Here is a 26,169-nt window from a genome sequence, read left to right as displayed (position 1 = left end):
GGCCCGGCGTCCCCCAGGGGGCGCCGGGCACCCGCGCGTCCGTGTGCGACGCGTGTTCCCGCCCTGTTCGAGGGGGTCCCGTGGGACGAGCGGCGCTCTCGGGGTAGGAGCATCCAGCGCGGGGCCGCGGCGGGCGCGCCACACCCGGTGGTACCCCGGGCGTGAGAAGGAACGCACTGCCCGATGCTGCGGCCACGGGCCGGAACATTAGACTCGTCGGAATCGACACGCTCGACCAGCTCACACGCAAGGAGGCACGGGTGGACCTGCTGACCCGCATCGAGGGACCGCGCGACCTGGACCGGCTCAGCCTCGACCAGCTGGAACAGCTCGCCGGGGAGATCCGTACGTTCCTGGTCGACGCCGTGTCCAAGACCGGTGGGCACCTGGGCCCCAACCTGGGCGTGGTCGAGCTGACCATCGCCCTCCACCGGGTCTTCGAGTCGCCCCGCGACAAGGTCCTCTTCGACACCGGCCACCAGAGTTACGTGCACAAGCTCCTCACGGGCCGCCAGGACTTCTCCCGGCTCAAGAGCAAGGGCGGCCTGTCGGGGTACCCCTCGCGCGCCGAGTCCGAGCACGACGTCATCGAGAACTCGCACGCCTCCACCGTCCTCGGCTGGGCCGACGGCCTCGCCAAGGCCAACGAGGTGCTGCGCAAGGACGACCACGTCGTCGCCGTCATCGGTGACGGAGCCCTCACCGGCGGCATGGCCTGGGAGGCGCTCAACAACATCGCCGCCGCCAAGGACCGCCCGCTCGTCATCGTCGTCAACGACAACGAGCGCTCCTACGCGCCCACCATCGGCGGCCTCGCCAACCACCTCGCCACCCTGCGCACCACCGACGGGTACGAGCGCTTCCTCGCCCGCGGCAAGGACCTCCTGGAGCGCACCCCCGTCGTCGGCCGGCCGCTCTACGAGACGCTGCACGGCGCGAAGAAGGGCCTCAAGGACTTCATCGCCCCGCAGGGCATGTTCGAGGACCTGGGCCTGAAGTACGTCGGCCCCATCGACGGCCACGACATCGAGGCACTGGAGTCCGCGCTGCTGCGCGCCAAGCGCTTCGGCGGACCGGTCATCGTCCACTGCATCACCGAGAAGGGCCGCGGCTACACCCCCGCCCTCCAGGACGAGGCCGACCGCTTCCACGCCGTCGGCAAGATCCACCCCGACACCGGGCTGCCCATCTCCACCTCCGGCCTCGACTGGACCTCCGTCTTCGGCGAGGAGATGGTCAAGCTCGGCCGGGAGCGCGAGGACATCGTCGCGATCACCGCCGCCATGCTCCAGCCGGTCGGCCTCGGCAAGTTCGAGGAAGCCTTCCCCGACCGGATCTACGACGTCGGCATCGCCGAGCAGCACGGCGCGGTCTCCGCCGCCGGCCTCGCCACCGGCGGACTGCACCCCGTCTTCGCGGTGTACGCCACCTTCCTCAACCGCGCCTTCGACCAGGTCCTGATGGACGTCGCCCTGCACAAGTGCGGCGTCACCTTCGTCCTGGACCGCGCCGGCGTCACCGGCACCGACGGCGCCTCGCACAACGGCATGTGGGACATGTCGATCCTCCAGTGCGTGCCGGGGCTGCGGATCGCCGCTCCGCGCGACGCCGACCAGGTCCGCGCCCAGCTGCGCGAGGCCGTCGACGTCGACGACGCGCCCACCGTGGTCCGCTTCTCCAAGGGCGCGGTCGGCCCGGCCGTCAAGGCGGTCGGCACCGTCGGCGGCATGGACCTGCTGCGCGTCCCCGACACCGACCGGCCCGACGTGCTGCTGGTCTCCGTCGGCGCGCTCGCCCCCATGTGCCTGGAGATCGCCGACCTGCTCGACGCGCAGGGCATCTCCACCACCGTGGTCGACCCCCGCTGGGTCAAGCCGGTCGACGAGGCCATGGCCCCGCTCGCCGACCGCCACCGGGTCGTCGTCACCGTCGAGGACAACAGCCGCGTCGGAGGTGTCGGCTCCGCCGTCGCCCAGGCGCTCCGCGACGCGGGCGTCGACCTGCCGCTGCGCGACTTCGGCATCCCGCCGGTCTTCCTCGACCACGCCTCGCGCAACGAGGTCATGGCCGAGATCGGCCTCACCGCCCCGGACATCGCCCGCCAGGTCACCGGGCTCGTAGCCAAGCTCGACGGCCGCTACGAGACCCGCGACGCGGAGCCCGCCCGCGACTGACCCCCGCGCCCGCGGCCGGTCCCACGACGCGCCCCTCGCGACCGGCCCCGACGCCGGTCGCGACCCGCGCCGGAGGCAGTCCGGCGCACCCCGCGTACCGCCGAATGGGCCGGTGCCGCTTCCCTGTACGGGTGGTGGCACCGGCCCGTTCGCGCGACATGCCCCGCAAGGCGCTTCGAGTCCCGGGCACCTCCCCATGATGGCGCCCACGACGAGTGCGCGGAGGTACGCAGGTGAGCGTGGAGCAGGGGACACCCCCCGGCCGGGACGGTCTGTTCCGGACCAAGACGATCGAGCAGTCCCTGCGGGACACCGAGGAGCCCGAGCACGCGCTCAAGAAGTCGCTCTCCGCCCTCGACCTCACGGTCTTCGGCGTCGGAGTCGTCATCGGCACCGGCATCTTCGTCCTCACCGGCAAGGTCGCCAAGGAGACCGCGGGCCCCGCGACCGCCATCGCCTTCGCGGTCGCCGGAGTCGTCTGCGCGCTGGCCGCCCTCTGTTACGCCGAGTTCGCCTCCACGGTCCCCGTCGCGGGCTCCGCGTACACCTTCTCCTACGCCTCGCTCGGCGAGGTGGTCGCGTGGATCATCGGCTGGGACCTGGTGCTGGAGTTCGCGCTCGGCACGGCGGTGGTGGCCGTCGGCTGGTCCGGGTACGTACGTTCCCTGATGGACAACGCGGGCTGGTCGCTGCCCGACGCCCTCTCCGGCACCGACGTGGCGTCCGGCTTCGGGTTCGACCTCCTGGCGTTCCTCCTCGTGCTGGTCCTCACCGCCGTCCTGGTGCTCGGCATGAAGCTCTCGGCGCGGGTCACCACCGTGGTCGTCGCCATCAAGGTGGCCGTCGTCCTGATCGTCATCGTCGCCGGGCTCTTCTTCGTCGACGCGGACAACTACTCGCCCTTCATCCCGGAGGCCCAGCCCCAGCCGTCCGGCACCGGCCTCGACTCCCCGTTGATCCAGGCGCTGTTCGGCTACGCGCCCACCAACTTCGGCGTGATGGGCATCTTCACCGCCGCCTCCATCGTCTTCTTCGCCTTCATCGGCTTCGACGTGGTCGCGACGGCCGCAGAGGAGACCCGGCACCCGCAGCGGGACATGCCCCGGGGCATCCTCGGGTCGCTCCTCATCTGCACGGTGCTCTACGTCGCCGTCTCCATCGTGGTCACCGGCATGCAGCACTACACCGAACTGTCCGTCAGCGCCCCGCTGGCGGACGCCTTCAAGGCGGTCGGCCACCCCTTCTACGCGGGCGTCATCAGCTTCGGCGCCGCCGTCGGGCTCACCGTCGTCTGCATGATCCTGCTGCTGGGCCAGTCCCGCGTCTTCTTCGCGATGAGCCGGGACGGGCTGCTGCCCCGGTTCTTCTCCGTGACCCACCCGAAGTACGGCACCCCGTACCGTCCGACGATTCTGCTCGGCGTCGTCATCGCGGTCGTCGCCGGATTCACCAGCATCGACGAGCTGGCGACCCTGGTGAACATCGGGACGCTCTTCGCGTTCGTGGTGGTCGCCCTCGGCGTGATCGTGCTGCGCCGCACCCGCCCCGACCTGCCCCGCGCCTTCCGTACCCCCTGGGTGCCGCTGCTCCCGGTCCTCTCGGTGGCCGCCTCCGTCTGGCTGATGCTCAACCTGCCGGTGGAGACCTGGCTCCGGTTCGCGATCTGGATGGCGCTGGGCGTGGTCATCTACTTCGTGTACGGGCGCAAGCACAGCCGACTGGCCGCCGGCGCGAAGTGACCCGCGGGCCGACGCGGGAGGACTGACGCGGGAGGGGCGTGCGACCGTCGAGGCCGCACGCCCCTCTTCGTTCCTGCAGGTCGGTGAGGGGCTGTCAGCCGCCGGTCGCCGGGGACTTCTTGGCCGACTCCGGGATGGTGGCGTCCGTGCGGATCGCCTTCCACAGGTCGTCGGACTGCGGGTGCGCGGCCACCACCCGGTTCGGGTCCACCTTGTCGTACGCCACCGGCAGCATGATCGTCTCCATGGCCGACGGGTCGACGCCGTTCATCGAACGGGCGAACTCCGCCAGCGAGGTCAGTGAGGCGAGACTGGAGTCGGTGGTCAGCGACTCGGTGGCGGCGCTGGCGATCTTGTACGACTTGGTGGGGCTGCCCAGCAGGTCCTGCTTCTTGACCTCCTTCAGCAGCGCGAAGAGGAACTGCTGCTGGAGGCCGATCCGGCCGAGGTCGCTCCCGTCCCCGATGCCGTGACGGGTCCGGACGAAGGCGAGGGACTGGGTGCCGTCGAGCTTGTGCGTACCGGCGGTGAGGTCCAGGCCGGACGAACTGTCCTTGATGGGCTCGTCGACCGTGACGGTGACACCGCCTATGGCGTCGACGAGACCCTTGAAACCGGCGAAGTTGATCTCCAGATAGTGGTCGATCCGCACGCCGGACATCTTCTCGACGGTCTTGACCACGCAGGCCGGACCCACCTGCGAGTAGACCGAGTTGAACATGACGCGCTCGGCGGACTTCATCGTGGAGCCGTCGCTCTTGACGCACTCGGGCCGGGTCACCAGGGTGTCGCGGGGTATCGAGACCGCGACGGCCTGGGTGCGGCCCTCGGGTATGTGCACCACCATCGCCGTGTCGGACCGCGCGCCGCTCACGCTGCCGCCGCCCCCGAGCTCCTTGTTCTCCGCCCCGGCCCGCGAGTCCGACCCGAGGACGAGGAGGTTCTGCCCGGACGTCGGCAGCTTCTCCGGCCGCTCCTTCTCGTCGAGCTTGGAGTCGATGTCGACGGCCGTGATGTTGTTGTCGAGGTCGCGGTACATCCAGTAGGCCGTGCCGCCTGCCGCGATCAGCAGGACGAGGACGATGCCGAGCGTGATCTTGAGGCCCCTGCGGCGCTTGCGCTCCTTCCGGCGGCCCCGGCCTCCCCCGTGCGATGCCGGAGGGCCGTTGTGCGGATCAGGTGTGCTCTCGTCGTGGCTCATCGTGCCGGGTCCTCAAATCTCGTCGCCCGTCGCGGGCAGGGAAGTGCGCGGGACTCGGGTGGGGGGTGAACCGGTCCGTGTAAGTCGACTGACCGAGCACTATAGAACAGATGAGCGCTTGAACAGGTGGGTGAGGTGAATATTGGGGTGGATGATGCGTAGGTTTGGTGTCGAACTATTATTCGCGCATGACTTGGTTGATTACGGGCGGAGCGGGATTCATCGGGTCCCACGTCGTGCGTGCGATGCTGGCGGCCGGTGAGAGGGTCGCCGTGCTCGACGACCTCTCGACGGGAGACCCCTCCAGGATTCCCGAAGGCGTCCCCTTCGTGAAGGGGTCCACCCTCGACGGCGCCTGCCTGAGGCGCACCCTGCGCGAACTCTCGGTGGCGGGCGTGGTGCACCTCGCGGCGAAGAAGCAGGTGGCCGAGTCCGTCGCCCGACCCCTGCACTACTACCGCGAGAACGTGCACGGGTTGCAGACCCTGCTGGAAGCGTGCGCGGAGAGCGGTGTCGAGGCGTTCGTCTTCTCCTCGTCCGCGGCCGTCTACGGCATGCCCGACGTCGACCTGGTCACCGAGGACACGCCCTGCGCCCCGATCAATCCCTACGGCGAGACGAAACTCGCCGGAGAGTGGATGGTCCGCGCCGCGGGAAAGGCCCACGCGATGGCCACCGCCTCACTGCGCTACTTCAACGTGGCGGGGGCGGCGACACCGGAGCTCGCCGACGCGGGCGTCTTCAACCTCGTTCCCATGGTCTTCGAGAAGATCAGCCGCGGCGAGGCCCCGGTGATCTTCGGCGAGGACTACGCCACCCCGGACGGCACCTGCGTGCGGGACTTCATCCACGTCGAGGACATCGCGTCGGCGCACCTCGCCGCGGCGCGGCACCTGCTCGCCCGGGGACCCGGTACCGACCTCGTCCTCAACATCGGCCGCGGCGAAGGCGTCTCGGTGCGCCGCATGATCGGCCTCATCGGCGAGGTGACCGGATACGGGGCCGAGTGCGCGCCCGCCGGCGCCCCGCGCAGGCCGGGCGACCCGGCGCGGGTGGTGGCGTCGGCCGCACGGATCCGGGACGAGCTCGACTGGTCCGCCCGGCGCGACCTCCGGGAGATGGTGACGTCCGCCTGGGACGGATGGTGCCTCCGGCACCCGGGCGCCCGCCGCTGAACCGGCCGCGCCGCCCCTCGCACGCACAGCCTCCCCTCCGCAGTCCACGCCCTGATTCCCGCGCCCTCGTCCTTCGAGGGCCCCACGCCCCTGGAGGGTGACGGCCCACCATGAACGGTGTCTCGCCCGACGGAGCCGGCCGGACCGGAGCCGCTCCCGCCTCCCCCGGAACGGGGGGCACGGCCCCCGAGGGGTCCTGGCTCCTGACGGGCCACGACGGCAGGCTGACCTTCTACGTGCACGTCGACGGCGCCGTCCTGCGCTGGACGGAGGAGTCTCCCGGCTCGCGGTCCTGGGCCGGGCCGGTCACTCTTCCCGCCAAGGGCGTCACCGGGCTCTCCGTGGTCCGGGGGCCGAACGGCTACGCCCACTTCCTCGGCCGCCGGTCGCGTCCGCGCACCGACGACTGGACCGACGTGGACATCGTGCACGCGACCCAGTACCAGACCGGTCGTCCGCTGACGGTGTGGCATTCCCTCGGGAACCCCTTCAAGGACCGGGCCCGGGCCGTCGAGGCCGGTGACCCCGTGGGGGCCGTGGCCGCGGACGGTGCCCTCCACGTCTGCGTCCCCACCGGACAGGGCTCGCTCGCGCTGCGCTGTGAGGACGGCCGGGGCCGGTGGGAGGCGTGGGGCGAGCTGACCGGCACGGGCGTCACGGACCAGCCGGTTCTCGCGGCCGGCGCGGCAGGCCTGGTGGAGGTGCTCGTCCCCGCGCGCACGGGTGCCTCGCACTTCTGCCGGCAGAAGCCGGGCGGTCCGCTGACCTTGGGGTACGAGGTCGGTGCGATCCCGCTGCCCGGGTCCGTGAGCGCGCTGGAGACGTCGCCCGGACGACTGACGTACTACTTGACCGACATGCGCGACTTTGGCGTGACGGCCGTCCGCGCGGGACACCGGCCGGTACCCCTGGGCGGCGAGCCGGGGGACGGGCGGATCAGCGCGGTGCGCACCGCGCTGGACGGGATCGACTGCACGGTGCTCGCCTTCCGGGGTCTGACCGGCACCGTACGGCTCGGCGTCTGCGCGACGGAGGGGGAGCGCGACGGCGTGTGGTGGACGGACACCGGCAAGAGGTGCGCCGGTGATCCCGCGCTCGTCCTCGACGGGCGCGGAGCGCTGGCCGTCGCCGTGGTCGGTACCGACGGACGCCCTGCCGTGGCCCGGCAGGAGGACGGTCAGGGGCTGTCCCTGAGCGACTGGCACCGGATATGAGCCCCGTGGTGCAGGGCGCCCCCGGAAAGGACGGACGACGTGGCCCGCAGGGCGAGTGACGGTGCGGCAGCGAGGCCCGACGCTTCCGGGGCCGTGCGCGACGAAATCCGGGAGGTGACGATCGTCGCGGGAGGCCCGGTCGACGCGGCCCGCCTGGTCTCGTCCGAGGAACCCGGGACGGCGATTCGGGTGCTGTGCGCCGAAGAAGGGAGCAAGGACGAGCGGGCCGCCCTGGAGGGCGCGCTCGCCGAGGCGTCCCGACGCGGGTGCGCGGTGCGCGGCGGCCCGGTGTACGCCGGTGGGGCGGGCGGCTCCGGGGCGCCGCTCCTGCGGGAACTGCGCGGACTGCGCCCCCGGTGGGTCCGGATCGCCGACCCCGACCCGACGCGCGTGGACTTCGACGCGGACGCCGGGGTGCCCGTACACGCGGAGCCCCGCCGGGGCGCCGCCGCCCTGGCGGCGCTGGCCGCGGTGCGCGCGCTCCAACTGGAGTCGGGGGTGCCGGTCTTCGTGGAGTGCCGCAGGGACGCGGACGAGGACCTGGGTGCTGCCGCGGGGGCGCGCTATCCGCGTACGGCGAAGTGGCTCACGGAGGGCTTCGACGGTCGGCTGACCGCGTTCCTGCCGTCCGCCGCCGGGGTCGTGAGGTGGACCCAGGCGGAGCCGGGCGGCACCGGGTGGCTGGGGCCGGAACTGCTGCCGGGACCCCGCCTGATGCCCGGGCTGTCGGTGGTGCGGGACCCCTGTGGGTTCGTGCACCTGTTCGCTCTGCGCCGGAGTGCGCGTGCCGACGGCGGCGACGACGTGGAGATCGTGCACGCCGTGCAGTACCGCACCGGGCGTGCGCTCACCCCGTGGCGGTCGCTGGGCACACCCAACCCCGGAGACCGGTACAAGAGCAGGGAGGGCGGCTTCCCGGCGGCCGGTTTCGACCGTGCCGGCGGCCTCTTCGTGTTCGCCCGGAACTTCGGCCACAGCGTGAGCTTCCGTCATCAGTCGCCCGACGGGACGTGGACGGGGTGGTACCACCTCAGCGGTCTGCGGGTGGCCGACGAACTGGTGGCCGTCACCACGGCGCACGGGGACGTGGAGCTGTTGGCCCGCACCCGTGACACCGGGGCGGTGGTGCGCTGGCACCGTACCGGGGCCGAAGGCGCGTGGACCGAGGACCGCGGCGTTCCGTTCACGCCCGTGCCGGGGTCGATGGCGGCGGGGGCGGAACCCGGCACCGTCCTGTTCCGCGACGCGTCGACCCGCGAGCCCGCCGTCTGGTGGCCGGGGGCCGCCGCCCCGCTGCTCCTCGGGGGCGGCGGCGGCGACGGGCCGCCGACGGCTGTCCGGGGGGTGGACGTGGACGGCTGGACCTGCACGGTGCTCGTCGGGTCGGGTCCCGACGGGCGGCGCCTCGTCGGCGGCTACGTGGAGGGGCGCCCGGACACGGGCGTCTGGTGGAGCGGGGCGGGTACCACCGCGGCCTTCTCGCCGACCGCGGTCCGCGCGCGGAACGGAGCGCTCACCCTGGCGGCGCTCACCGCCGACGGGCGACTGGCGGTCGCTCACCGCACGTCACGGTCGAACGGTCTGGAGTTTGGTTCCGGGTACACAGTGTGACCGGCTTTGATCGCCTATACCGCACTGAAGATCAAAAAGACGGCCACACCGGTTCACATCAGATGAGTATTTGATAAAGTCCGGAGATCTTTCATGTGAATATCCGGGGGAGACCTGGTGAACATGGAGGCGCCTCGTTGTCTGCCCATGCATGGCCGAGGGCTGTTTGCTGGTTCTCGTGACTGAGGGGTTATGGCCAAGCTGTCCCTGCGTGCCGTCCAGAAGCTGACATGCAAAAAGCGTGACGCGTGGTGGACGGTGGTACTGGTCGACCCCGTGGCGACCCGCATGCTGATCGTGATGGCGCGGTTCCGCTTCATCACCCCCAACCGTGTGACCTGGGCGGCGCTGTTCGTGGGGCTCGGTTCGGCCGGGTTCTTCCTCGAGGGCGACCCGTTGTCGCTCGCCATCGGCGCGGCGCTCTACCACCTCAGCTTCATCTTCGACTGCATCGACGGGAAACTGGCGCGGCTCAAGGGCAACGGCACGGTTTTCGGCGGCTGGCTCGACTACGTCTTCGACCGCATCCGGGTGCTCTTCTGCGCACTGGCCCTGATGGGCGGTCAATACCTGCGGACCGACGACGAGCGCTTTCTCCTCGCCGCGCTGATGGTCGTCTTCCTCGACATGCTCCGCTACGTCGACGCCCTCCAGATCTACAAGATGCGCATGTCGATGCGCGCGAAGATCGAGAAGGTGACGAAGGAGAAGCGGGACGCCGAGCGCGCGGCGGCGGCCGAGGTGTCGGCGGGCCGGGCGGCGGCGGAGCCGGAGGGGCAGCAGATCCAGTTCATGGAGGATCTGCTCCGGGAGAACCCCGAGGCCGAGGCGGAGACGCTCAAGGCGCAGTCCGACGCGGCCCACGTGGTGGACCTGCACGCCCAGTTCCGCCACCGCTTCCCGTGGTACCAGCGGGTGCGCCACGCCATGCTGCGCAGCCGCATCAGGCCGCACCTCATCAGCGGCATCGAGTTCCAGATGTTCATCTTCATCGTCGGACCGCTGATCGGCCGGATCCTGATGACCACGCTGGTGTCCGCGATCCTGCTCGGCGCGTTCGAGCTGATCATCATGTACAAGTTCTGGCTGTCCACCCGGGACTTCACCAAGGTGATGGCCGAGCTGAGTTCGACCCCGACCACGGCGGGCACGATCGCCCCCCAGATGCACCGGGGGCGGCACCGCCGCGGGGTCGAGGAGAAGCTGCGGGACGCGGAGCGGCTGCTGGAGAAGCAGCCGGAGGGCGACCCCGGCTTCCAGCCCTACCCCCAGCCGTACCCGGTCCCGGACGCGGGCGAGCCGTACGCGTACCACGGGGCATGGCCGTCAGCAGAAACGTATCTTCAGCCTGATCGCGGCTACGGCCACCCGGTTCAGGGCGAGCTGCACTACGCCGCCGTCTACGCGCCCCAGCCTGAGCGAGACGGATACCCGGGCGACCGAGAAGGCGATCGATGAGCCACGAACAGGACACCCCCGACGTCTGGGTGACCGTCGTCATCCCCGCCTACAACGCGGCCGCGACGATCGGCAAGGCACTCCAGTCGGCCGTCAACCAGACCTACGAGCTCGTCGAGATCGTCATCGTCGACGACGCCTCCACCGACGACACCCTCGACATCGTCAAGAGCTTCGCGGGCACCAACCCGCGGGTCCGCGTGCTGCGTCGGCCCACCAACAGCGGGGGCGTCGGAGCGCCGCGGAACATGGGCATCGCCCAGGCCGCGGGCGAGTACGTCATGTTCCTCGACGCCGACGACGAACTGCCCCCGCGCGCCTGCGAACTCCTGCTGGCGGGCGCGCTGGAGAGCGGCAGCGACATCACCGCCGGCAAGGCGGTCCGGGTCAACCGGGCCACCGGCGAGACCGAGGGCTGGGCGCCGGAGGTGTACGCCATGCGGCGGACCGTGCCCGGACTCGACGAGTTCCCGCTGATGCTGAACGACCCCATCGCCGCCGCGAAGCTGTACCGCGTCGCGTTCCTGCGCGGCAGCGGTGTCTGGTTCCCGGAGGGCGTGTTCTACGAGGACACGTACTTCTCCACCACGGCGGGCTGCCTCGCCGACGGGATGACCGTCATCACCGATCCCGTGTACCGCTGGATGTGGGAACCCGAGGGCGGCTCGATCACCGGGCGCACCGGCGAACTGCGCAGCATCAGGGACCGCGTCGCCGTGCACCGCGCCACCGACGCGTTCCTCATGGAGCGGGGCCTGTGGTCGCTGAAGGTCCGCAAGGACTCGAAGTTCCTCGCTCACGACCTGCGGCTGTACATGCGGGCGCTCGCGGCGGGGGACCCGGAGTTCCAGCAGGGCTTCGCCGAGATCGCGAGCAACTACCTCCTCTCCATCAGCGAGGAAGCCTTCGAACTCTGCGACCCGATCGACCGGGTGCGCGCCTATCTCCTCATGTACCAGGAGACCGAAGCGGCCCTGACGACGCTGGACTACGCCCAGCGCAGGAGCACGCTCTCCTCCTTCCTCGTCGAGGAGGAGGGGCGCGTCTACTGGTCCGGCGATCATCTGCACCTGCCGGACGCGCGCCGCATGCTCGACGTCACGGAACTCGGCCTGTCCACGGCGAACCTCTCCCAGGTCCCGCTCTTCGCCCAGCTCGACGGCTGGAAGACCGACGGGGCGGAACTGCGCTTCGAGGGCCGGCTCGCCAATCGGTTCGGACGGATCAAGGCCGGCGACGACCTCCGGCTCTCCCTCGCGGTGCGCAACCGGCACTCCAAGAAGGACGTCGTGACGCCGATCGCCCACAACCGGGTGGGCGAACGGTTCATCGACTTCGACGGAGTGGTGGACCTCGCCGCCGCCCTCGGCGAGGAGTTCTCCGAGAGCACCGTCTGGAACGTGTCGGTCGTCGTCGAGTGGAACCGCAGCCGCTCCCGGTCGCCCCTGAACGTGCGTGAGGCGGAGCTCACCGGACTGGCCTTCCACACCCGGGACGAGGAACTGGAGGGGTACCGCACGGTCAGCGGCAACCTGGCCCTGCGGTGCGCCGCGGCGGGACGCCGGACGTTCGAGACCGAGCAGAACGACCCCGACGCACCGTGGATGTGGTGGCGCGGCCAGATGCACCCGCCGATCACCTCCCTCGACTACCCCTTCGAGATGGCGGTCGTCGTCCCCTGCTACAACGTCGCGAAGTACCTCGACGACTGCCTCGGCTCCATCGCCGCGCAGGTGGGGTTCGTCGCGACGCAGGTCATCCTCGTGGACGACGGGGCCACCGACGAGACACCGCGGATCCTCGACCGCTTCGCCCGCCACTACGCCAACGTGACCGTGCTCCACCAGCCGAACGGCGGCCTCGGGAACGCGCGCAACAACGGCCTCGACCTGGTCACCGCGCCCTACGTCACCTTCCTCGACTCCGACGACATCCTCGGCGAGGACGCCCTCTCGAAGCTGCTGACGGCGGCGTGGCGCAACGGTTCGGAGGTCGTGGTCGGTGACCTGGTGAACTTCCCCGACCGCCCCTACGGCCCGTGGAAGAAGTACTTCGGCAAGGGCGACCGGGTCGTCGACGACTTCGCCGCGGTGCCGGACCTGATCTTCAGCGGCTCCGCCTGCAACAAGCTGTTCAGCACCGACCTGCTGCGCCGTCTGCAGGTGCGCTTCGGTGAGGGCGTCCACTTCGAGGACGCCTGGGTGACCCTCCCGAGCATGCTGCGGGCCAACTCACTCAGCATCGTCGACGAGCCGGTCTACTACTACCGGGGCCGCCCGGACGGCTCCTCCATCATGGACTCCCTCTGGAGCAAGCCGGCGAACTACCGCGACCACCTGCGGCTCAACCACTTCCTGCTGGACTACACGGCGGAGGAGCCCCAGGACGTCCGGCACATGTTCCAGCGCTACGTCACGCGCACCTACAAGGGGTTCCTGTGCAACGCGCGCAACGTGATGGCCAGGTCACAACTGGCGGAGATGTTCCCGGACATCCGCGCGCACTACGCCCGGGTTCCGGACGACGTCATCCTCGAATACGCCACGACCCCCGCCCAGCAGGTCGACCACTACGCGGCCAAGAGCGGCAACTTCGAGCTCTTCTGCGACCCGGCTTCGGCGCTGGAGAGCGCTCCGCTCGTGCTGGAGATCGACAGCGAGGGCTTCTACCGGACCTTCCCCGGAGGGTCGGTGGAGACCCGGACGGCGCGCGTCAACGACCCGAACGTCGTGGTCGAGTCGGTCCGCACCCGGGGTGACGTCCTGGTCGTCGAGGGCTGCATGGCCTTCCCCGGCATGGACGTGAGCGGACCCCTGCTCAACGGACTGGAGTTCGTCTACCAGACCAGGCACGCCAAGATCGTGGTGCCGCTCCGGCAGGTAGCCCGCCGCGACCTGTGGAACGCGCGCAACGAGCGGGACCTGTACGCCGGCTGGTACGCGGAGATCCCCGTCTCCGAGCTGGTCCGCGGGAAGTTCGGCGTGGGGGACTTCCGTCTCCGGGTGCTGCGCGCGGACGGTTCTCGTCAGCGCAACGTCGTCATGAAGGCCCGCCTTCCGCTGCACCGCCTGAAGGGCCCGGGAAAGATCGCCGGACACCCCTACCTGCTCACCGTCGGGAGCCAGGAAGCCCTCCACCTACGCCTGGTCGACCGCACGGTGGGAGCCAGGGCGAAGCACGCCCTCTGGCGCCTCGCCCGTGAGGTGCGCATCCTCAAGACCCGCAACCCGGGCTGGCGCATGCGCCTCGCCTACTGGCTCGTCCACCCCTTCCTGAACTCCCGCGAGATCTGGCTCATCGGCGAACGCTCGGACACGGCCCAGGACAACTCGTACCACTTCTTCGCGTGGATGCGGACCCACCGCAAGCGCCACAAGGCGTACTACGTCATCGACCCGAACGCCGCCGACTACGCCAAGGTCGCCAAGTTCGGCAACGTCATCAAGCTCAACTCCTTCAAGCACCGGATGTACCTGCTCCACGCCACCAAGTTGATCGGGTCGTACGACTCCGAGTCGTACCTGCTGCCCGAGGGCTACCGGAAGGTCCTGTTCCTGCACCGGTTCGGCGAACTGCTGAAGTACCAGCGCGTCTTCCTGCAGCACGGCATCATCTACAACGACGTGACCACCGGCGTGGACCAGCGGATCACCAGCTACGACATGATCGTCACCACCGGCCGTCAGGAGCGCGAATACCTCGCGCTGGAGGCGGGTTTCGGCGACCGCGCGGTCCTCGCGGGCCTGCCCCGCTTCGACGCGCTGACCCGCACGGCGACGGAGCGGCCCCGCATCCTGCTGATGCCGACCTGGCGGCAGTGGATCGTCACCGCCTCGTACAAGAAGTCCGCGGGCCCCGCGAAGACGGCGTTCACGCAGTCCGAGTACTTCCGCTTCTACCGCTCGCTCCTCTCCGACCGGCGTCTCGTCACCGCCCTGGAGCAGTTCGGGGTGGATCTCGAATTCTTCCCGCACTACGAGATCCGTCCCTACCTGCACAACTTCCGGATCGACTCACCCACGATCCGGGTGGCCGACCCCACGTCCCGCGACGTCCAGGACGCCATGCGGGAGTGCTCCCTCATGGTGACCGACTACTCGTCCGTCTTCTTCGACGTGGCCTACATGGGGATTCCCCTCGTGTACGTGCCCTTCGACGAGGAGGACTTCTACGGCCGCCACTACAAGCGGGGCTACTTCAACCTCTCGGAGCACGGGTTCGGCCCGGTCTGCCGGACCGTCGACCAGGCGGTCGACGAGATCATCGCCGCCATGAGGCGGCGGTTCACGGTCGAGAGCCCGTACCGGGAGAGGGCCGAGCGGTTCTTCGCCCACCAGGACGGCGGGAACTGCGAGCGTTCCTTCGAGGCCATCGACGCGCTGGGCTCCGCGCCCGCCTACCGGCTGGCGCCGAAGGGACCCGTCGGGGAACTCACGACTCGCCTTCCGGGCGGTCCCACGCGTCCGCCGCACGGCGTCGACGTCACCGGGCCGGCCCGGAGCGACCGGGTCCCGCAGGACGCGGGGTGGGAACGTGCTGTCTGATCACGCGGCAGGAGCCGAGGGGCCCCGCCGGATCTTCCTGGCCGGAGACTCCGTGGTCGTCCACCGGGAGCAGAGCAAGGCGCCCATGGCGGGGTGGGGCCAGGTGTTCCACTTCTTCTTCGGGCCGGGTGTGGAGATCATCAACTGCGCCCGGGCCGGAGCCAGCGCCCGTACGTTCGACGAGCGCGGCAGGCTGGACTGGATCCTGCGGAACATCCGCCCGGGCGACTACCTGCTGACGTCCTTCGGCATCAACGACGCGAAGCCGGAGGAGTGGCTCAGGAGCGAGGCGTACGGGGACTTCTCCCGCCACCTGAGGAGGTTCGTGGACGGCGCGCGCGAACGCAACGCGCACCCGGTCCTGATCAGTCCGCACGAGAGGGACACCCACGACGTGCACGGCAATCTGCCGCGCAGCATCCCGGAGTACGCGATGGCGATGCGCGACCTCTCCGTCGAGACCAGCGTCCCCTACATCGACCTCTACGAGCAGAGCCTCGCCTGGTGGGAGCAGCTGGGGCCGGAGGACATCCGCCCCTTCTTCCTGCACCTGAAACCGGGCGAGCACCCGAACTACCCGGAGGGCTTCGACGATCCGGGCCACCTCGTGCCCGCCGGAGCCATCGCCTGCGCGCGGTACGTCGCCTACGCGATGGTCGCGCAGCAGATCGTCCCGGCCCACTGGGTCGTCAACCTCGACCGCGCCGAGTTCCCCGCGGACTGGGTGGTCTGGCTCGACGACGACACGCACAAGGCGCTGACCGACGCGCGTACCACAGGGACCGGCTGAGCACCTGATGTCCACGAACACCTTCTCCGTCGCACGCATGCGCAGCGTCCAGAAGGACGACCCCTCGATCGTCTGCCACCTGGAACTCGCCGCGAACGCCGATCCCCGTCGGCCCGTCCGCCCGGGACAGCGGATCGACTTCGAGTGGAAGCTCACGCCGCTCGGCGAGGGGACGCGTTACTACGGCTACCTCATGGCCGACTCGTTCGCGCGGGTCGCGACCATCCACGGCATGGCCGGGATGAGTCTCCTGCCGTCCGGCGACCGGTACGCCACCTCCACCGGTCCGGGGACCGAGCGGGTGGCCAGGTTCACCCTGGAGGTGAACAGGCACGTCGCGCCGGACGCCTTCCTCGTCCCCGTCCTGCGGGCGGGGATCATCGCGGACGGTGGCACGGGCCTCACGTCCACCACGTTCTCGCTGAAGAACCACGGATTCCGCATCGCCTCCCTGCCGCCGCTGGGGCGGAGCATGGTCGTGATGCCGGGGCAACGGGGTGTGCTGAACGGCCTCGCCGACGGCTGGGACGAGGCGGTGAAGCTGGTCGGAGTCGGCCCGGCCCGGCACGGCGTGACCAGCGTCGACGGGGACGGCGCGGTCAGCTACAGCCCGCACCGCGGGCACGTCGGATACGACTGGTTCGACTACGTGCTGGACGCGGGCGACGGCCGCCTGAGCGCGGGCCGGGTGACGGTCCACGTGGGCGACCTGGGATCCACCCCGGGCATTCTGGGAGCCGCCTGGGTACCGCGCGCCTGACCGCCCCGCACGCACGCCCGCCCCGCACGCTCGCCTCGCACGCAGGCCCCGCATGCACGCACGGCGCGTCGCGCCGCCGCCCCGCGGCGAAAAGCCGCGCGGAGACCGGCGCCACGAGAACGGGCCGCACGGAGGAGTCCTCCGCGCGGCCCGTCCACCACGGCCGGTGTCGTCCGGCCCCGGGTGCTACGCCGGTACGCTCGCCACGCCCGGCGCCAGGAACGGCTTGCCGTTCACGCGCGCGGAGACGCCCGCCCGGTCCAGGTACGGCGTGATGCCGCCCAGGTGGAACGGCCAGCCCGCACCGGTGATCAGGCAGAGGTCGATGTCCTGCGCCTCGGCGACGACGCCCTCGTCGAGCATCAGGCCGATCTCCTCGGCCACCGCGTCCAGGACACGGTCACGGGTCTGCTCCTCCGTCAGGACGGTGTCGCCCTGCTCCAGGAGGGCGGCGACCTCGGGGTCCAGCTCCGGCTTGCCGGAGTCGTAGACGTAGAAGCCGCGCTTGCCGGCCTTCACGACCGCCGCGAGGTTCGCGGAGACGGTGAAGCGCTCCGGGAAGGCGCGGTGCAGGGTCTCCGAGACGTGCAGACCGATCGCCGGTCCCACCAGCTCCAGCAGGACGAGCGGCGACATCGGCAGACCGAGCGGCTCGACGGCGCGCTCGGCGACGGCGACCGGGGTGCCCTCGTCGATGACGTTCTGGATCTCGCCCATGAAGCGGGTGAGGATGCGGTTGACGACGAACGCCGGGGCGTCCTTCACCAGCACCGCGGTCTTCTTCAGCTTCCGGGCCACGCCGAACGCCGTCGCCAGCGCCGCGTCGTCGGTCAGCTCGCCGCGCACGATCTCCAGCAGCGGGAGGATCGCGACCGGGTTGAAGAAGTGGAAGCCGACGACCCGCTCCGGGTTCTTCAGCTTCGACGCCATCTCGGTGACCGAGAGCGAGGAGGTGTTGGTGGCGAGGATCGCGTGCGCCGGGGCGACCGCCTCGACCTCCGCGAACACCTGCTGCTTGACGCCGATCTCCTCGAAGACGGCCTCGATGATGAAGTCGGCGTCGGAGAAGCCCTCCGCCTTGTCCAGCACACCGGTCACCAGGGCCTTGAGGCGGTTGGCCTTGTCCTGGTTGATGCGGCCCTTGCCGAGCAGCTTGTCGATCTCGGCGTGGACGTAGCCCACGCCCTTGTCGACGCGCGCCTGGTCGATGTCCGTGAGGACGACCGGTACCTCCAGGCGGCGCAGGAAGAGCAGCGCGAGCTGGCTGGCCATCAGACCGGCACCGACGACACCGACCTTGGTGACCGGACGGGCCAGGTTCTTGTCCGGAGCGCCGGCCGGACGCTTGGCCCGCCGCTGCACCAGGTTGAAGGCGTACAGCCCGGAGCGCAGCTCACCGCTCATGATGAGGTCGGCGAGCGCCCGGTCCTCGGCGTCGAAGCCGGCACCCAGGTCGCCGTCCTTGGCGGCGGCGATGATCTCCAGCGCGCGGTAGGCGGCGGGGGCCGCGCCGTGCACCTTGGAGTCCGCGATGGCCCGGCCGCGCGCGACGGCCTGGTCCCAGGCGTCGCCGCGGTCGATCTCGGCGCGCTCGACGGCGATCTCGCCGTTGAGGACGCCGGCCGTCCACACCAGCGACCGCTCCAGGAAGTCCGCGCCGTCGAAGAGCGCGTCGGCGATGCCGAGCTCGAAGACCTGCGCGCCCTTGAGCTGGCGGTTCTGGTTCAGCGAGTTCTCGATGATGACCGAGACCGCGCGGTCGGCGCCGATCAGGTTCGGCAGCAGCGCGCAGCCGCCCCAGCCGGGCACCAGGCCGAGGAAGACCTCGGGCAGCGAGAAGGCGGGAAGCGCCTTGGAGACGGTGCGGTACGAGCAGTGCAGGCCGACCTCGACCCCGCCGCCCATCGCCGCGCCGTTGTAGTACGCGAAGGTCGGGACCGCGAGGCCGGAGAGGCGGCGGAAGACGTCGTGGCCGCCCTTGCCGATCGCCAGCGCGTCCTCGTGACGCTTCAGCAGCTCGACGCCCTTGAGGTCGGCGCCCACGGCGAAGATGAACGGCTTGCCGGTGATGCCGACGCCGACGATCGAACCCTCGGACGCCTCCTTCTCGACCTGGTCGATCGCGGCGTCCAGGTTGGTCAGCGACTGCGGGCCGAAGGTGGTCGGCTTGGTGTGGTCCAGGCCGTTGTCCAGCGTGATGAGGGCGAACCTGCCGGCGCCCGCCGGGAGGTCGAGGTGGCGCACGTGCGCCTGGGTGACGACCTCGCCCGGGAAGAGCTCGGCCGCCCCCTTCAGCAGCTCGGTGGTGGCGCTCACTTGGAGCCTCCCTCGGCGTCGAAGTGCGGGTTCTCCCAGATGACCGTGGCGCCCATGCCGAAGCCCACGCACATCGTGGTGATGCCGTAGCGGACCTCCGGCTGCTCCTCGAACTGGCGGGCCAGCTGCGTCATCAGACGGACGCCGGAGGAGGCGAGCGGGTGGCCGTAGGCGATGGCGCCGCCGTACTGGTTGACGCGCGGGTCGTCGTCGGCGATGCCGTAGTGGTCGAGCAGGGCGAGGACCTGCACGGCGAACGCCTCGTTGATCTCGAAGAGGCCGATGTCGTCGATGGTCAGACCGGCCTTGGCCAGCGCCTTCTCGGTCGCCGGGATCGGGCCGTAGCCCATGACCTCCGGTTCGACGCCGGCGAAGGCGTACGAGACGAGACGCATCCGGACCGGCAGGCCCAGCTCGCGGGCGACGTCCTCGGCGGCGAGCAGCGAGGCGGTGGCGCCGTCGTTGAGCCCCGCCGCGTTGCCGGCCGTGACGCGGCCGTGCGGGCGGAACGGGGTCTTGAGGCCCGCGAGGGACTCCATCGTGGTGCCCGGGCGCATCGGCTCGTCGGCGGTGACCAGGCCCCAGCCGGTCTCGCCGGCCTCGGCGTTGGTGCGCCGCACCGAGATCGGCACCAGGTCCTGCTGGATCTTGCCGTTGGCGTACGCCTTGGCGGCCTTCTCCTGCGAGCGCACGGCGTAGGCGTCGGCGCGCTCCTTGGTGATCTGCGGGTACCGGTCGTGCAGGTTCTCGGCGGTCATGCCCATGAAGAGGGCGGACTCGTCGACCAGCTTCTCCGAGACGAAGCGCGGGTTCGGGTCCACGCCCTCGCCCATCGGGTGGCGGCCCATGTGCTCGACACCGCCGGCCACGACGACGTCGTAGGCGCCGAAGGCGATGGATCCGGCCGTCGTGGTGACGGCGGTCAGCGCGCCCGCGCACATGCGGTCGATCGAGTAGCCGGGGACGGACTGCGGCAGACCGGCCAGGATTCCGGCGGTCCGGCCGAGGGTGAGGCCCTGGTCCCCGATCTGGGTGGTCGCGGCGATGGCGACCTCGTCGATCTTCGCGGGGTCCAGGTCCGGGTTGCGGCGCAGCAGCTCCCGGATGGCCTTCACGACGAGATCGTCGGCGCGGGTCTCGTGGTAGATGCCCTTCGGGCCCGCCTTGCCGAACGGGGTGCGGACGCCGTCGACGAAGACGACGTCCCGGATGGTACGAGGCACGATGGCTCTCCTCCAGGGTGCGGGATGGCACTGCTGCGGGGCACGCCCGGAAGCGTGCCGCCCGCCCTCATGCTACTCGCGGGTAACCAGGCTGCCCACCCCCTGTGGGCGGAGCGTCGAAGGTCACACCCGCTCGGGGCCTCGCGCGGGGGCACCAACCTGGCGCGAATTCGATCCTCGCGGTACGCGGCGCCGTCCCGGCCCCGGACACGACGACACCCCCGGTCGGCCGTGGAATCCGGTGACCGGGGGTGTCGTCGCGTCGTCGTGCGGTGCCGGGCCGCACCCGTGCACCGCGAGGTGCCGGACGGGCGCCGGACCGGGGCGGGTCAGGAAGCCGCGCTCCTGTTCAGCGCGTCCAGCAGCAGCGGGGCCACCAGACCGATCTGCCACTGCCGTGCGCCGTACCCCGCGAGCAGGTCCTCGACCGCCCCCGGGGTGACGCTCTTCGGCGGTTCCCAGCAGACCCGGCGCACGGTGTCCGGGGTGATGAGGTTCTCCGGCGGCAGGTGCAGCCGCTCGGCGAGTTCGGAGACGGCGGCGCGGGCGGCCGAGAGCCGGTCCGCCGCCGCGGGGTCCTTGTCCGCCCAGGCGCGCGGCGGCGGCGGGCCGGTGAGCTGCTGGCCGGGCTGCGGCAGCTCGGACTCCGGCAGCGCCTTGGCGCGGTCCACGGCGGCCTGCCACTGCTCCAGCTGGCGCCGGTTCACGCGGTGCCCGAAACCGGGCAGCGCCGAGAGCGCCTGGACGTTCGCGGGCAGCGCGAGCGCGGCCTCGACGATCGCCCCGTCGCCGAGCACCTTGCCGGGCGAGACGTCGCGCCGCTGGGCGACCCGGTCGCGGGTCTCCCACAGCTCGCGCACGACGGCCAGCTGCCGGCGCCGGCGCACCTTGTGCATGCCCGAGGTCCGGCGCCACGGGTCCTTGCGCGGCGGGGCGGGCGGCGCCGAGGCGATCGCGTCGAACTCCTCGCGGGCCCACTCCAGCTTCCCCTGGCGGTCCAGCTCCTTCTCCAAGGCGTCCCGCAGGTCGATCAGGAGCTCGACGTCGAGCGCCGCGTAGCGCAGCCACGGGTCGGGGAGCGGCCGGGTGGACCAGTCGACGGCCGAGTGGCCCTTCTCCAGCGCGTACCCGAGGACGTTCTCGACCATCGCGCCCAGGCCGACCCGGGGGAACCCGGCCAGCCGCCCGGCGAGCTCGGTGTCGAAGAGGGAGGTGGGGAGCATGCCTATTTCGCGCAGGCAGGGGAGGTCCTGGGTGGCGGCGTGCAGAATCCACTCGGCGCCGGTCAGGGCCTCGCCGAGACCGGACAGGTCGGGGCAGCCGACGGGGTCGACCAGGGCGCTGCCCGCGCCCTCGCGGCGCAGCTGTACGAGGTAGGCGCGCTGGCCGTAGCGGTAGCCGGAGGCACGCTCGGCGTCGACGGCCACCGGGCCGCTGCCGCCGGCGAAAGCGGCGATCACCCGGGCGAGGGCGTCGTCGTCCGCCACCACCGGTGGAATGCCCTCGCGCGGCTCCAGCAAGGGGATCGGCGCCGGGGCGACGTCGTCCGGGGGAGCGCCCCCGGTGGTTCGCAGTGTCGTGTCTGCTGCGGTCTCTTGGGCGTCGGTCACCCGTCAAGGGTATCCGTGTATGCGCGACACCCGACGACGGAACGTTCCGTCGTCGGGTGTCGGGCGCGTAAACCGGCCGGATTCGGGGTCCCCGCCGGTGCGGGTGCCCGTGGGACGGTCAGTGGATGATGCCGGTCCGCAGGGCGACGGCGACCATTCCGGCGCGGTCTCCGGTGCCGAGCTTGCGGGCGATGCGGGCGAGGTGGGACTTGACCGTGAGGGCGGAGAGGCCCATCGAGACGCCGATGGCCTTGTTGGACTGGCCTTCGGCGACCAGGCGGAGCACCTCCACCTCACGGCCGGACAGTTCGCGGTAGCCGCCCGGGTGGCTCGGGGAGCCGGGGGGCCGGCGGTGCATACGGGCGGCGTTGGCGCCGATGGGGGCGACGCCGGGTCGGTTGGGGTGGCCGATGTTGGTACGGGTGCCGGTGACGACGTAGCCCTTGACGCCGCCCGCGAGGGCGTTGCGTACGGCACCGATGTCGTCGGCGGCGGAGAGGGCGAGACCGTTCGGCCAGCCTGCGGCGCGGGTCTCGGACAGCAGGGTCAGCCCGGAACCGTCGGGCAGGTGGACGTCGGCAACGCAGATGTCGCGCGGGTTGCCGACGCGGGGGCGGGCCTCCGCGATGGACGACGCCTCGATGACGTCACGAACTCCGAGGGCCCACAGATGGCGGGTCACGGTGGAACGGACGCGCGGGTCGGCCACGACGACCATGGCCGTCGGCTTGTTCGGGCGGTAGGCGACCAGGCTTGCGGGCTGCTCTAGGAGAACGGACACCAGGCCTCCTGGGGGAGTGGCGGGACGGGCCGGCTCGGGGATGAAGCCGGGGCGAACCGTGCTTGAAGGGTCATTGACCTCTTCGGCAGCAGACCCGTCCTCCTTTAGAGGAAGATCACGATTTGGTGAGTAACAATTCGGACAAATCGGACGCGCGATCGATTGTACGACCATGGGACCGGCGGTCGGCCGGTCCGGTCGGAGAGCGTCGGGCGGTGCGCTTCGGGCGGTGCGCTTCGGGCGGTGTGCGCGGGGGTGATCCGCCGGGCACCGGCCCGGCCCCGGCTACGAGGCCTGCGGCCCCCGCCGCTGCGGCAGAGTGACCACCGTCGCGTCGGCCGGGCCGGACGGCGGCAGGCCCGCGATCTGGCAGAGCAGGTCGCCCCAGGCCGTCAGGTGTCCCGCCGTGTCCGGCACCCCGCCCGGACCGTCGCCGGGCGTCCAGGACGCGCGGATCTCGATCTGCGTCGCGGGCCGGCGGCTGCCCAGCTCGCCGAAGTAGTGCGACCCCGCCCGGGTGACCGTGCCGCCCGCCGACCCGTAGGTCAGTCCGCGCGCCTCCAGGGCGCCCGTCAGCCAGGACCAGCACACCTCGGGCAGCAGCGGGTCGGCGGCCATCTCCGGCTCCAGCTCCGCCCGTACGAGCGTCACCAGGCGAAACGTTCCCTGCCAGGCGTCGTGACCGGCCGGGTCGTGCAGCAGCACGAGCCGCCCGTCCGCGAGGTCCTCCTCGCCGTCCACGACCGCCGCCTCCAGGGCGTAGGCGTGCGGGGCCAGCCGCTGCGGCGGCCTGGTCGCCTCGATCTCCAGCTCGGGACGGAGCCGCGCCGAGCGGAGCCCCTCGACCGCCGACCGGAACCCGGGCGGAGTGGGTTTGCTCTCCGCACCTTCCTTCCGGGAAGTGGGGTCGGAATGATCGGAGAACTGTTCCTGCGCCGGAGCCATGCGGGGAAGAGTAGGCGGAACGCGGGCCGCGCGCAGGGAGGGACACCCTGGTGGGGCCGTGCACCTTGGGGCTTCGTGCGAAGATTCTGTGCGTGAGTGCCAACGACCGCCCCTCGGGCCAGCTGACGACGACCTCCGCCACCCACGATTCGGCGTTCCTCAAGGCGTGCCGACGCGAACCCGTGCCGCACACCCCGGTCTGGTTCATGCGGCAGGCGGGCCGGTCGCTGCCGGAGTACCTGAAGGCCCGTGAGGGCATCGCGATGCTCGACTCCTGCACGATGCCGGAGCTGGTCACCGAGATCACGCTGCAGCCCGTGCGCCGCCACAAGGTCGACGCCGCCGTCTACTACAGCGACATCGTCGTCCCGCTCAAGGCCATCGGCATCGACCTGGACATCAAGCCCGGCGTCGGCCCGGTGATCGCCGACCCGATCCGCACCCGCGCCGACCTGGTCCGGCTCCGCGACCTGACGCCCGAGGACGTCCCGTACGTCACCGAGGCCGTCCGCATGCTCACCGCCGAGCTCGGCGAGACCCCGCTCATCGGCTTCGCGGGCGCCCCGTTCACGCTCGCCAGCTACCTCGTGGAGGGCGGTCCCTCCCGCAACCACGAGCGCACCAAGGCCATGATGTACGGCGACCCGCAGCTCTGGGCCGACCTCGTGGACCGGCTCGCGGAGATCACCGGCGCCTTCCTGAAGGTCCAGATCGAGGCGGGCGCCTCGGCCGTGCAGGTCTTCGACTCGTGGGTCGGCGCGCTGTCCCCCGCCGACTACCGCCGCTCCGTGCTGCCCGCCTCCGCCAAGGTCTTCGACGCGGTCGCCTCCTACGGCGTCCCGCGCATCCACTTCGGCGTGGGCACCGGCGAACTGCTCGGCCTCATGGGCGAGGCCGGTGCGGACGTCGTCGGTGTCGACTGGCGCGTCTCCCTCGACGAGGCCGCGCGCCGCGTCGGCCCCGGCAAGGCGCTCCAGGGCAACCTCGACCCGGCGGTGCTCTTCGCCCCGACCGCCACCGTCGAGGAGAAGACCCGCGAGGTGCTGGACGCGGCCTCCGGCCTGGAGGGCCACATCTTCAACCTCGGCCACGGCGTCATGCCGTCGATGGACCCGGACGCCCTCACCCGGCTCGTCGGCTACGTCCACGAGCAGACCGCGCGCTGAACGGACCGGGCCGCCCGCGCGGAGCGGGCGGCCCGACCCCGTCCCTCAGGCCGAGCCTGCCGCCCGCACCGCCGCGCTCGCCTTGCGGGCGGCCACCAGGACCGGGTCCCAGACGGGGGAGAACGGCGGGGCGTACCCCAGGTCGAGGGCTGTCATCTCCTCCACCGTCATCCCGGCGGTCAGCGCCACCGCCGCGATGTCCACCCGCTTCGCCGCTCCCTCCCGGCCCACGATCTGCACGCCCAGCAGGCGGCCGGTGCGGTACTCGGCGAGCATCTTCACCGTCATGGGCGCCGCGCCCGGGTAGTAACCGGCCCGGCCCGTCGACTCGATGGTGGCCGTCACGAACCGCAGCCCGACCGCCCGGGCGTCCTTCTCGCGCAGCCCGGTCCGGGCGATCTCCAGGTCGCAGACCTTGCTCACGGCCGTACCGACCACGCCCGGGAACGTTCCGTAACCGCCGCCGACGTTGGCGCCGATGACCTGACCGTGCTTGTTGGCGTGGGTGCCGAGCGCGATGTGCCGGGTGCGCTTCGCCACCAGGTCCAGGACCTCCACGCAGTCGCCTCCCGCCCAGACGTCCTCGTGCCCGACCACCCGCATCGACAGGTCCGTCAGCAGACCGCCGTGCGGCCCGAGCGGCAGACCGGCCGCGCGGGCGAGCGTGGTCTCCGGCTCCACGCCGATGCCGAGCACCACGACGTCCGCCGGGTACGTACCCGCCGCGGTCACCACCCCGGACACCCGGCCGTCGGGACCGGTACGGATCTCCGTGACCGCCGCACGGTTCACCGTCGTGATGCCGAGGCCGTCCATCGCCCCGTGCACCAGGCGCCCCATGTCCGGGTCGAGGGTGGCCATCGGCTGCTCGCCCCGGTTCAGCACGGTCACCTCGAAACCGCGGTTCAGCATGGCCTCGGCCATCTCGACGCCGATGTACCCCGCGCCCACCACCACCGCGCGGCGGGGGCCGGGGCCGGTCCGGTCCAGCGAGTCCAGCAGCGCCTGGCCGTCGTCCAGCGTCTGCACCCCGTGCACGCCCGGCGCGTCGATGCCGGGCAGCGCCGGGCGCACCGGCCGGGCCCCCGTGCCGATCACCAGCTTGTCGTACCCGGTCCAGGACGAGGCGCCGGTCTCCAGGTCCACCGCCCGCACCCGACGGCCCGCGACGTCGATCTCCGTCACCTCGGTGCGGGTGCGCAGATCGATGCCGCGGGCCCGGTGTTCTTCGGGCGTCCGGGCGATCAGGTCGTCGCGCTCCGCCACGTCCCCGCCCACCCAGTACGGGATGCCGCAGGCGGAGTACGAGGAGAAGTGGCCGCGCTCGAAGGCCACGATGCTCAGCTCCTCGGGCCCCTTCAGCCTGCGGGCCTGGGGGGCGGGGGGGCAGCCCCCCCCCGCGCCCCCCCCGAACCCCCCGCCCGCCCCCCAGAGCCGGCCCCGCGCCCCCCGGGGGGGGACC

General features: G+C 71.4%; 17 protein-coding genes. 10 read left to right on the top strand and 7 right to left on the bottom strand.

The genetic code is table 11. The annotated features are described in order from the left end of the window. Positions 1–260 precede the first annotated feature (260 nt). Together dxs and ACFWEE_RS31100 are read left to right on the top strand one after the other, a co-directional pair. Positions 261–2,174 (top strand): 1-deoxy-D-xylulose-5-phosphate synthase, encoded by a 1,914-nt coding sequence (gene dxs / locus ACFWEE_RS31105; RefSeq protein ID WP_386894313.1) that lies wholly within the window; start codon positions 261–263, stop codon positions 2,172–2,174. Positions 2,175–2,407: 233 nt separating this feature from the next. Then, positions 2,408–3,913: an amino acid permease gene (locus ACFWEE_RS31100; protein WP_386894311.1), complete on the top strand. Its 1,506-nt coding sequence runs from the start codon at positions 2,408–2,410 to the stop codon at positions 3,911–3,913. A 94-nt stretch (positions 3,914–4,007) separates the two neighbouring features. Here ACFWEE_RS31100 and ACFWEE_RS31095 read toward each other — a convergent pair whose 3' ends face one another. After that, positions 4,008–5,114, bottom strand: a complete 1,107-nt coding sequence (locus tag ACFWEE_RS31095; protein ID WP_386894309.1) for an LCP family protein — start codon at positions 5,112–5,114, stop codon at positions 4,008–4,010. Between the two features lie 188 nt (positions 5,115–5,302). On the opposite strand from ACFWEE_RS31095, the gene galE reads away from it, so the two are divergent. The 7 genes from galE to ACFWEE_RS31060 all read left to right on the top strand — a co-directional run bounded on the left by galE (position 5,303) and on the right by ACFWEE_RS31060 (position 16,666). After that, positions 5,303–6,289, top strand: coding sequence for a UDP-glucose 4-epimerase GalE (gene galE / locus ACFWEE_RS31090; protein WP_386894307.1), 987 nt, complete (start codon positions 5,303–5,305; stop codon positions 6,287–6,289). 110 nt (positions 6,290–6,399) lie between these two features. Then, complete coding sequence (locus ACFWEE_RS31085) at positions 6,400–7,503, top strand: hypothetical protein (RefSeq protein ID WP_386894305.1); 1,104 nt, start codon at positions 6,400–6,402, stop codon at positions 7,501–7,503. A 93-nt stretch (positions 7,504–7,596) separates the two neighbouring features. After that, positions 7,597–9,114: a hypothetical protein gene (locus tag ACFWEE_RS31080; protein WP_386894303.1), complete on the top strand. Its 1,518-nt coding sequence runs from the start codon at positions 7,597–7,599 to the stop codon at positions 9,112–9,114. Between the two features lie 192 nt (positions 9,115–9,306). Then, positions 9,307–10,572, top strand: coding sequence for a CDP-alcohol phosphatidyltransferase family protein (locus ACFWEE_RS31075; protein ID WP_386894301.1), 1,266 nt, complete (start codon positions 9,307–9,309; stop codon positions 10,570–10,572). Next, complete coding sequence (locus ACFWEE_RS31070; RefSeq protein WP_386894299.1) at positions 10,569–15,116, top strand: glycosyltransferase; 4,548 nt, start codon at positions 10,569–10,571, stop codon at positions 15,114–15,116. Before ACFWEE_RS31075 ends, ACFWEE_RS31070 begins: the two co-directional genes overlap by 4 nt. Then, entirely contained in the window at positions 15,106–15,906 is an 801-nt protein-coding gene (locus ACFWEE_RS31065) for a rhamnogalacturonan acetylesterase (RefSeq protein WP_386894297.1), read from the top strand. The genes ACFWEE_RS31070 and ACFWEE_RS31065 overlap by 11 nt, the downstream gene beginning before the upstream one ends. 7 nt (positions 15,907–15,913) lie before the next feature. Next, positions 15,914–16,666 carry an Ig-like domain-containing protein gene (locus ACFWEE_RS31060; protein ID WP_386894295.1) on the top strand — a complete coding sequence of 251 codons (753 nt, stop codon included), beginning with the start codon at positions 15,914–15,916 and terminating at the stop codon, positions 16,664–16,666. A gap of 186 nt (positions 16,667–16,852) precedes the next feature. On the opposite strand, the gene ACFWEE_RS31055 is transcribed toward ACFWEE_RS31060, so the two are convergent. The 5 genes from ACFWEE_RS31055 to ACFWEE_RS31035 form a co-directional block, all read right to left on the bottom strand. Then, entirely contained in the window at positions 16,853–18,982 is a 2,130-nt protein-coding gene (locus ACFWEE_RS31055; RefSeq protein WP_386894293.1) for a 3-hydroxyacyl-CoA dehydrogenase NAD-binding domain-containing protein, read from the bottom strand. Continuing rightward, complete coding sequence (locus ACFWEE_RS31050) at positions 18,979–20,205, bottom strand: thiolase family protein (RefSeq protein ID WP_386894291.1); 1,227 nt, start codon at positions 20,203–20,205, stop codon at positions 18,979–18,981. The genes ACFWEE_RS31055 and ACFWEE_RS31050 overlap by 4 nt, the downstream gene beginning before the upstream one ends. Before the next feature lie 329 nt (positions 20,206–20,534). Beyond that, positions 20,535–21,815: a ribonuclease D gene (locus ACFWEE_RS31045; protein WP_386894289.1), complete on the bottom strand. Its 1,281-nt coding sequence runs from the start codon at positions 21,813–21,815 to the stop codon at positions 20,535–20,537. A gap of 118 nt (positions 21,816–21,933) precedes the next feature. Beyond that, positions 21,934–22,596 (bottom strand): response regulator transcription factor, encoded by a 663-nt coding sequence (locus tag ACFWEE_RS31040; protein WP_266710186.1) that lies wholly within the window; start codon positions 22,594–22,596, stop codon positions 21,934–21,936. 285 nt (positions 22,597–22,881) lie between these two features. Next, positions 22,882–23,541 carry a DUF3000 domain-containing protein gene (locus ACFWEE_RS31035; RefSeq protein WP_386894286.1) on the bottom strand — a complete coding sequence of 220 codons (660 nt, stop codon included), beginning with the start codon at positions 23,539–23,541 and terminating at the stop codon, positions 22,882–22,884. A gap of 92 nt (positions 23,542–23,633) precedes the next feature. Between ACFWEE_RS31035 and hemE the strand changes: the two genes are divergently transcribed. Continuing rightward, positions 23,634–24,707: a uroporphyrinogen decarboxylase gene (gene hemE, locus ACFWEE_RS31030; protein WP_386894284.1), complete on the top strand. Its 1,074-nt coding sequence runs from the start codon at positions 23,634–23,636 to the stop codon at positions 24,705–24,707. Between the two features lie 45 nt (positions 24,708–24,752). On the opposite strand, the gene ACFWEE_RS31025 is transcribed toward hemE, so the two are convergent. Beyond that, positions 24,753–26,169, bottom strand: a 1,417-nt coding sequence (locus ACFWEE_RS31025) for an FAD-dependent oxidoreductase (RefSeq protein ID WP_386894282.1), incomplete at its 5' end; no start/stop codon positions are given.

This window comes from Streptomyces sp. NPDC060184, assembly GCF_042728795.1.
Taxonomy (GTDB): domain Bacteria; phylum Actinomycetota; class Actinomycetes; order Streptomycetales; family Streptomycetaceae; genus Streptomyces.
Note: the sequence above shows the minus strand (reverse complement) of the source record. Positions and strands in the feature narration are given on the sequence as shown.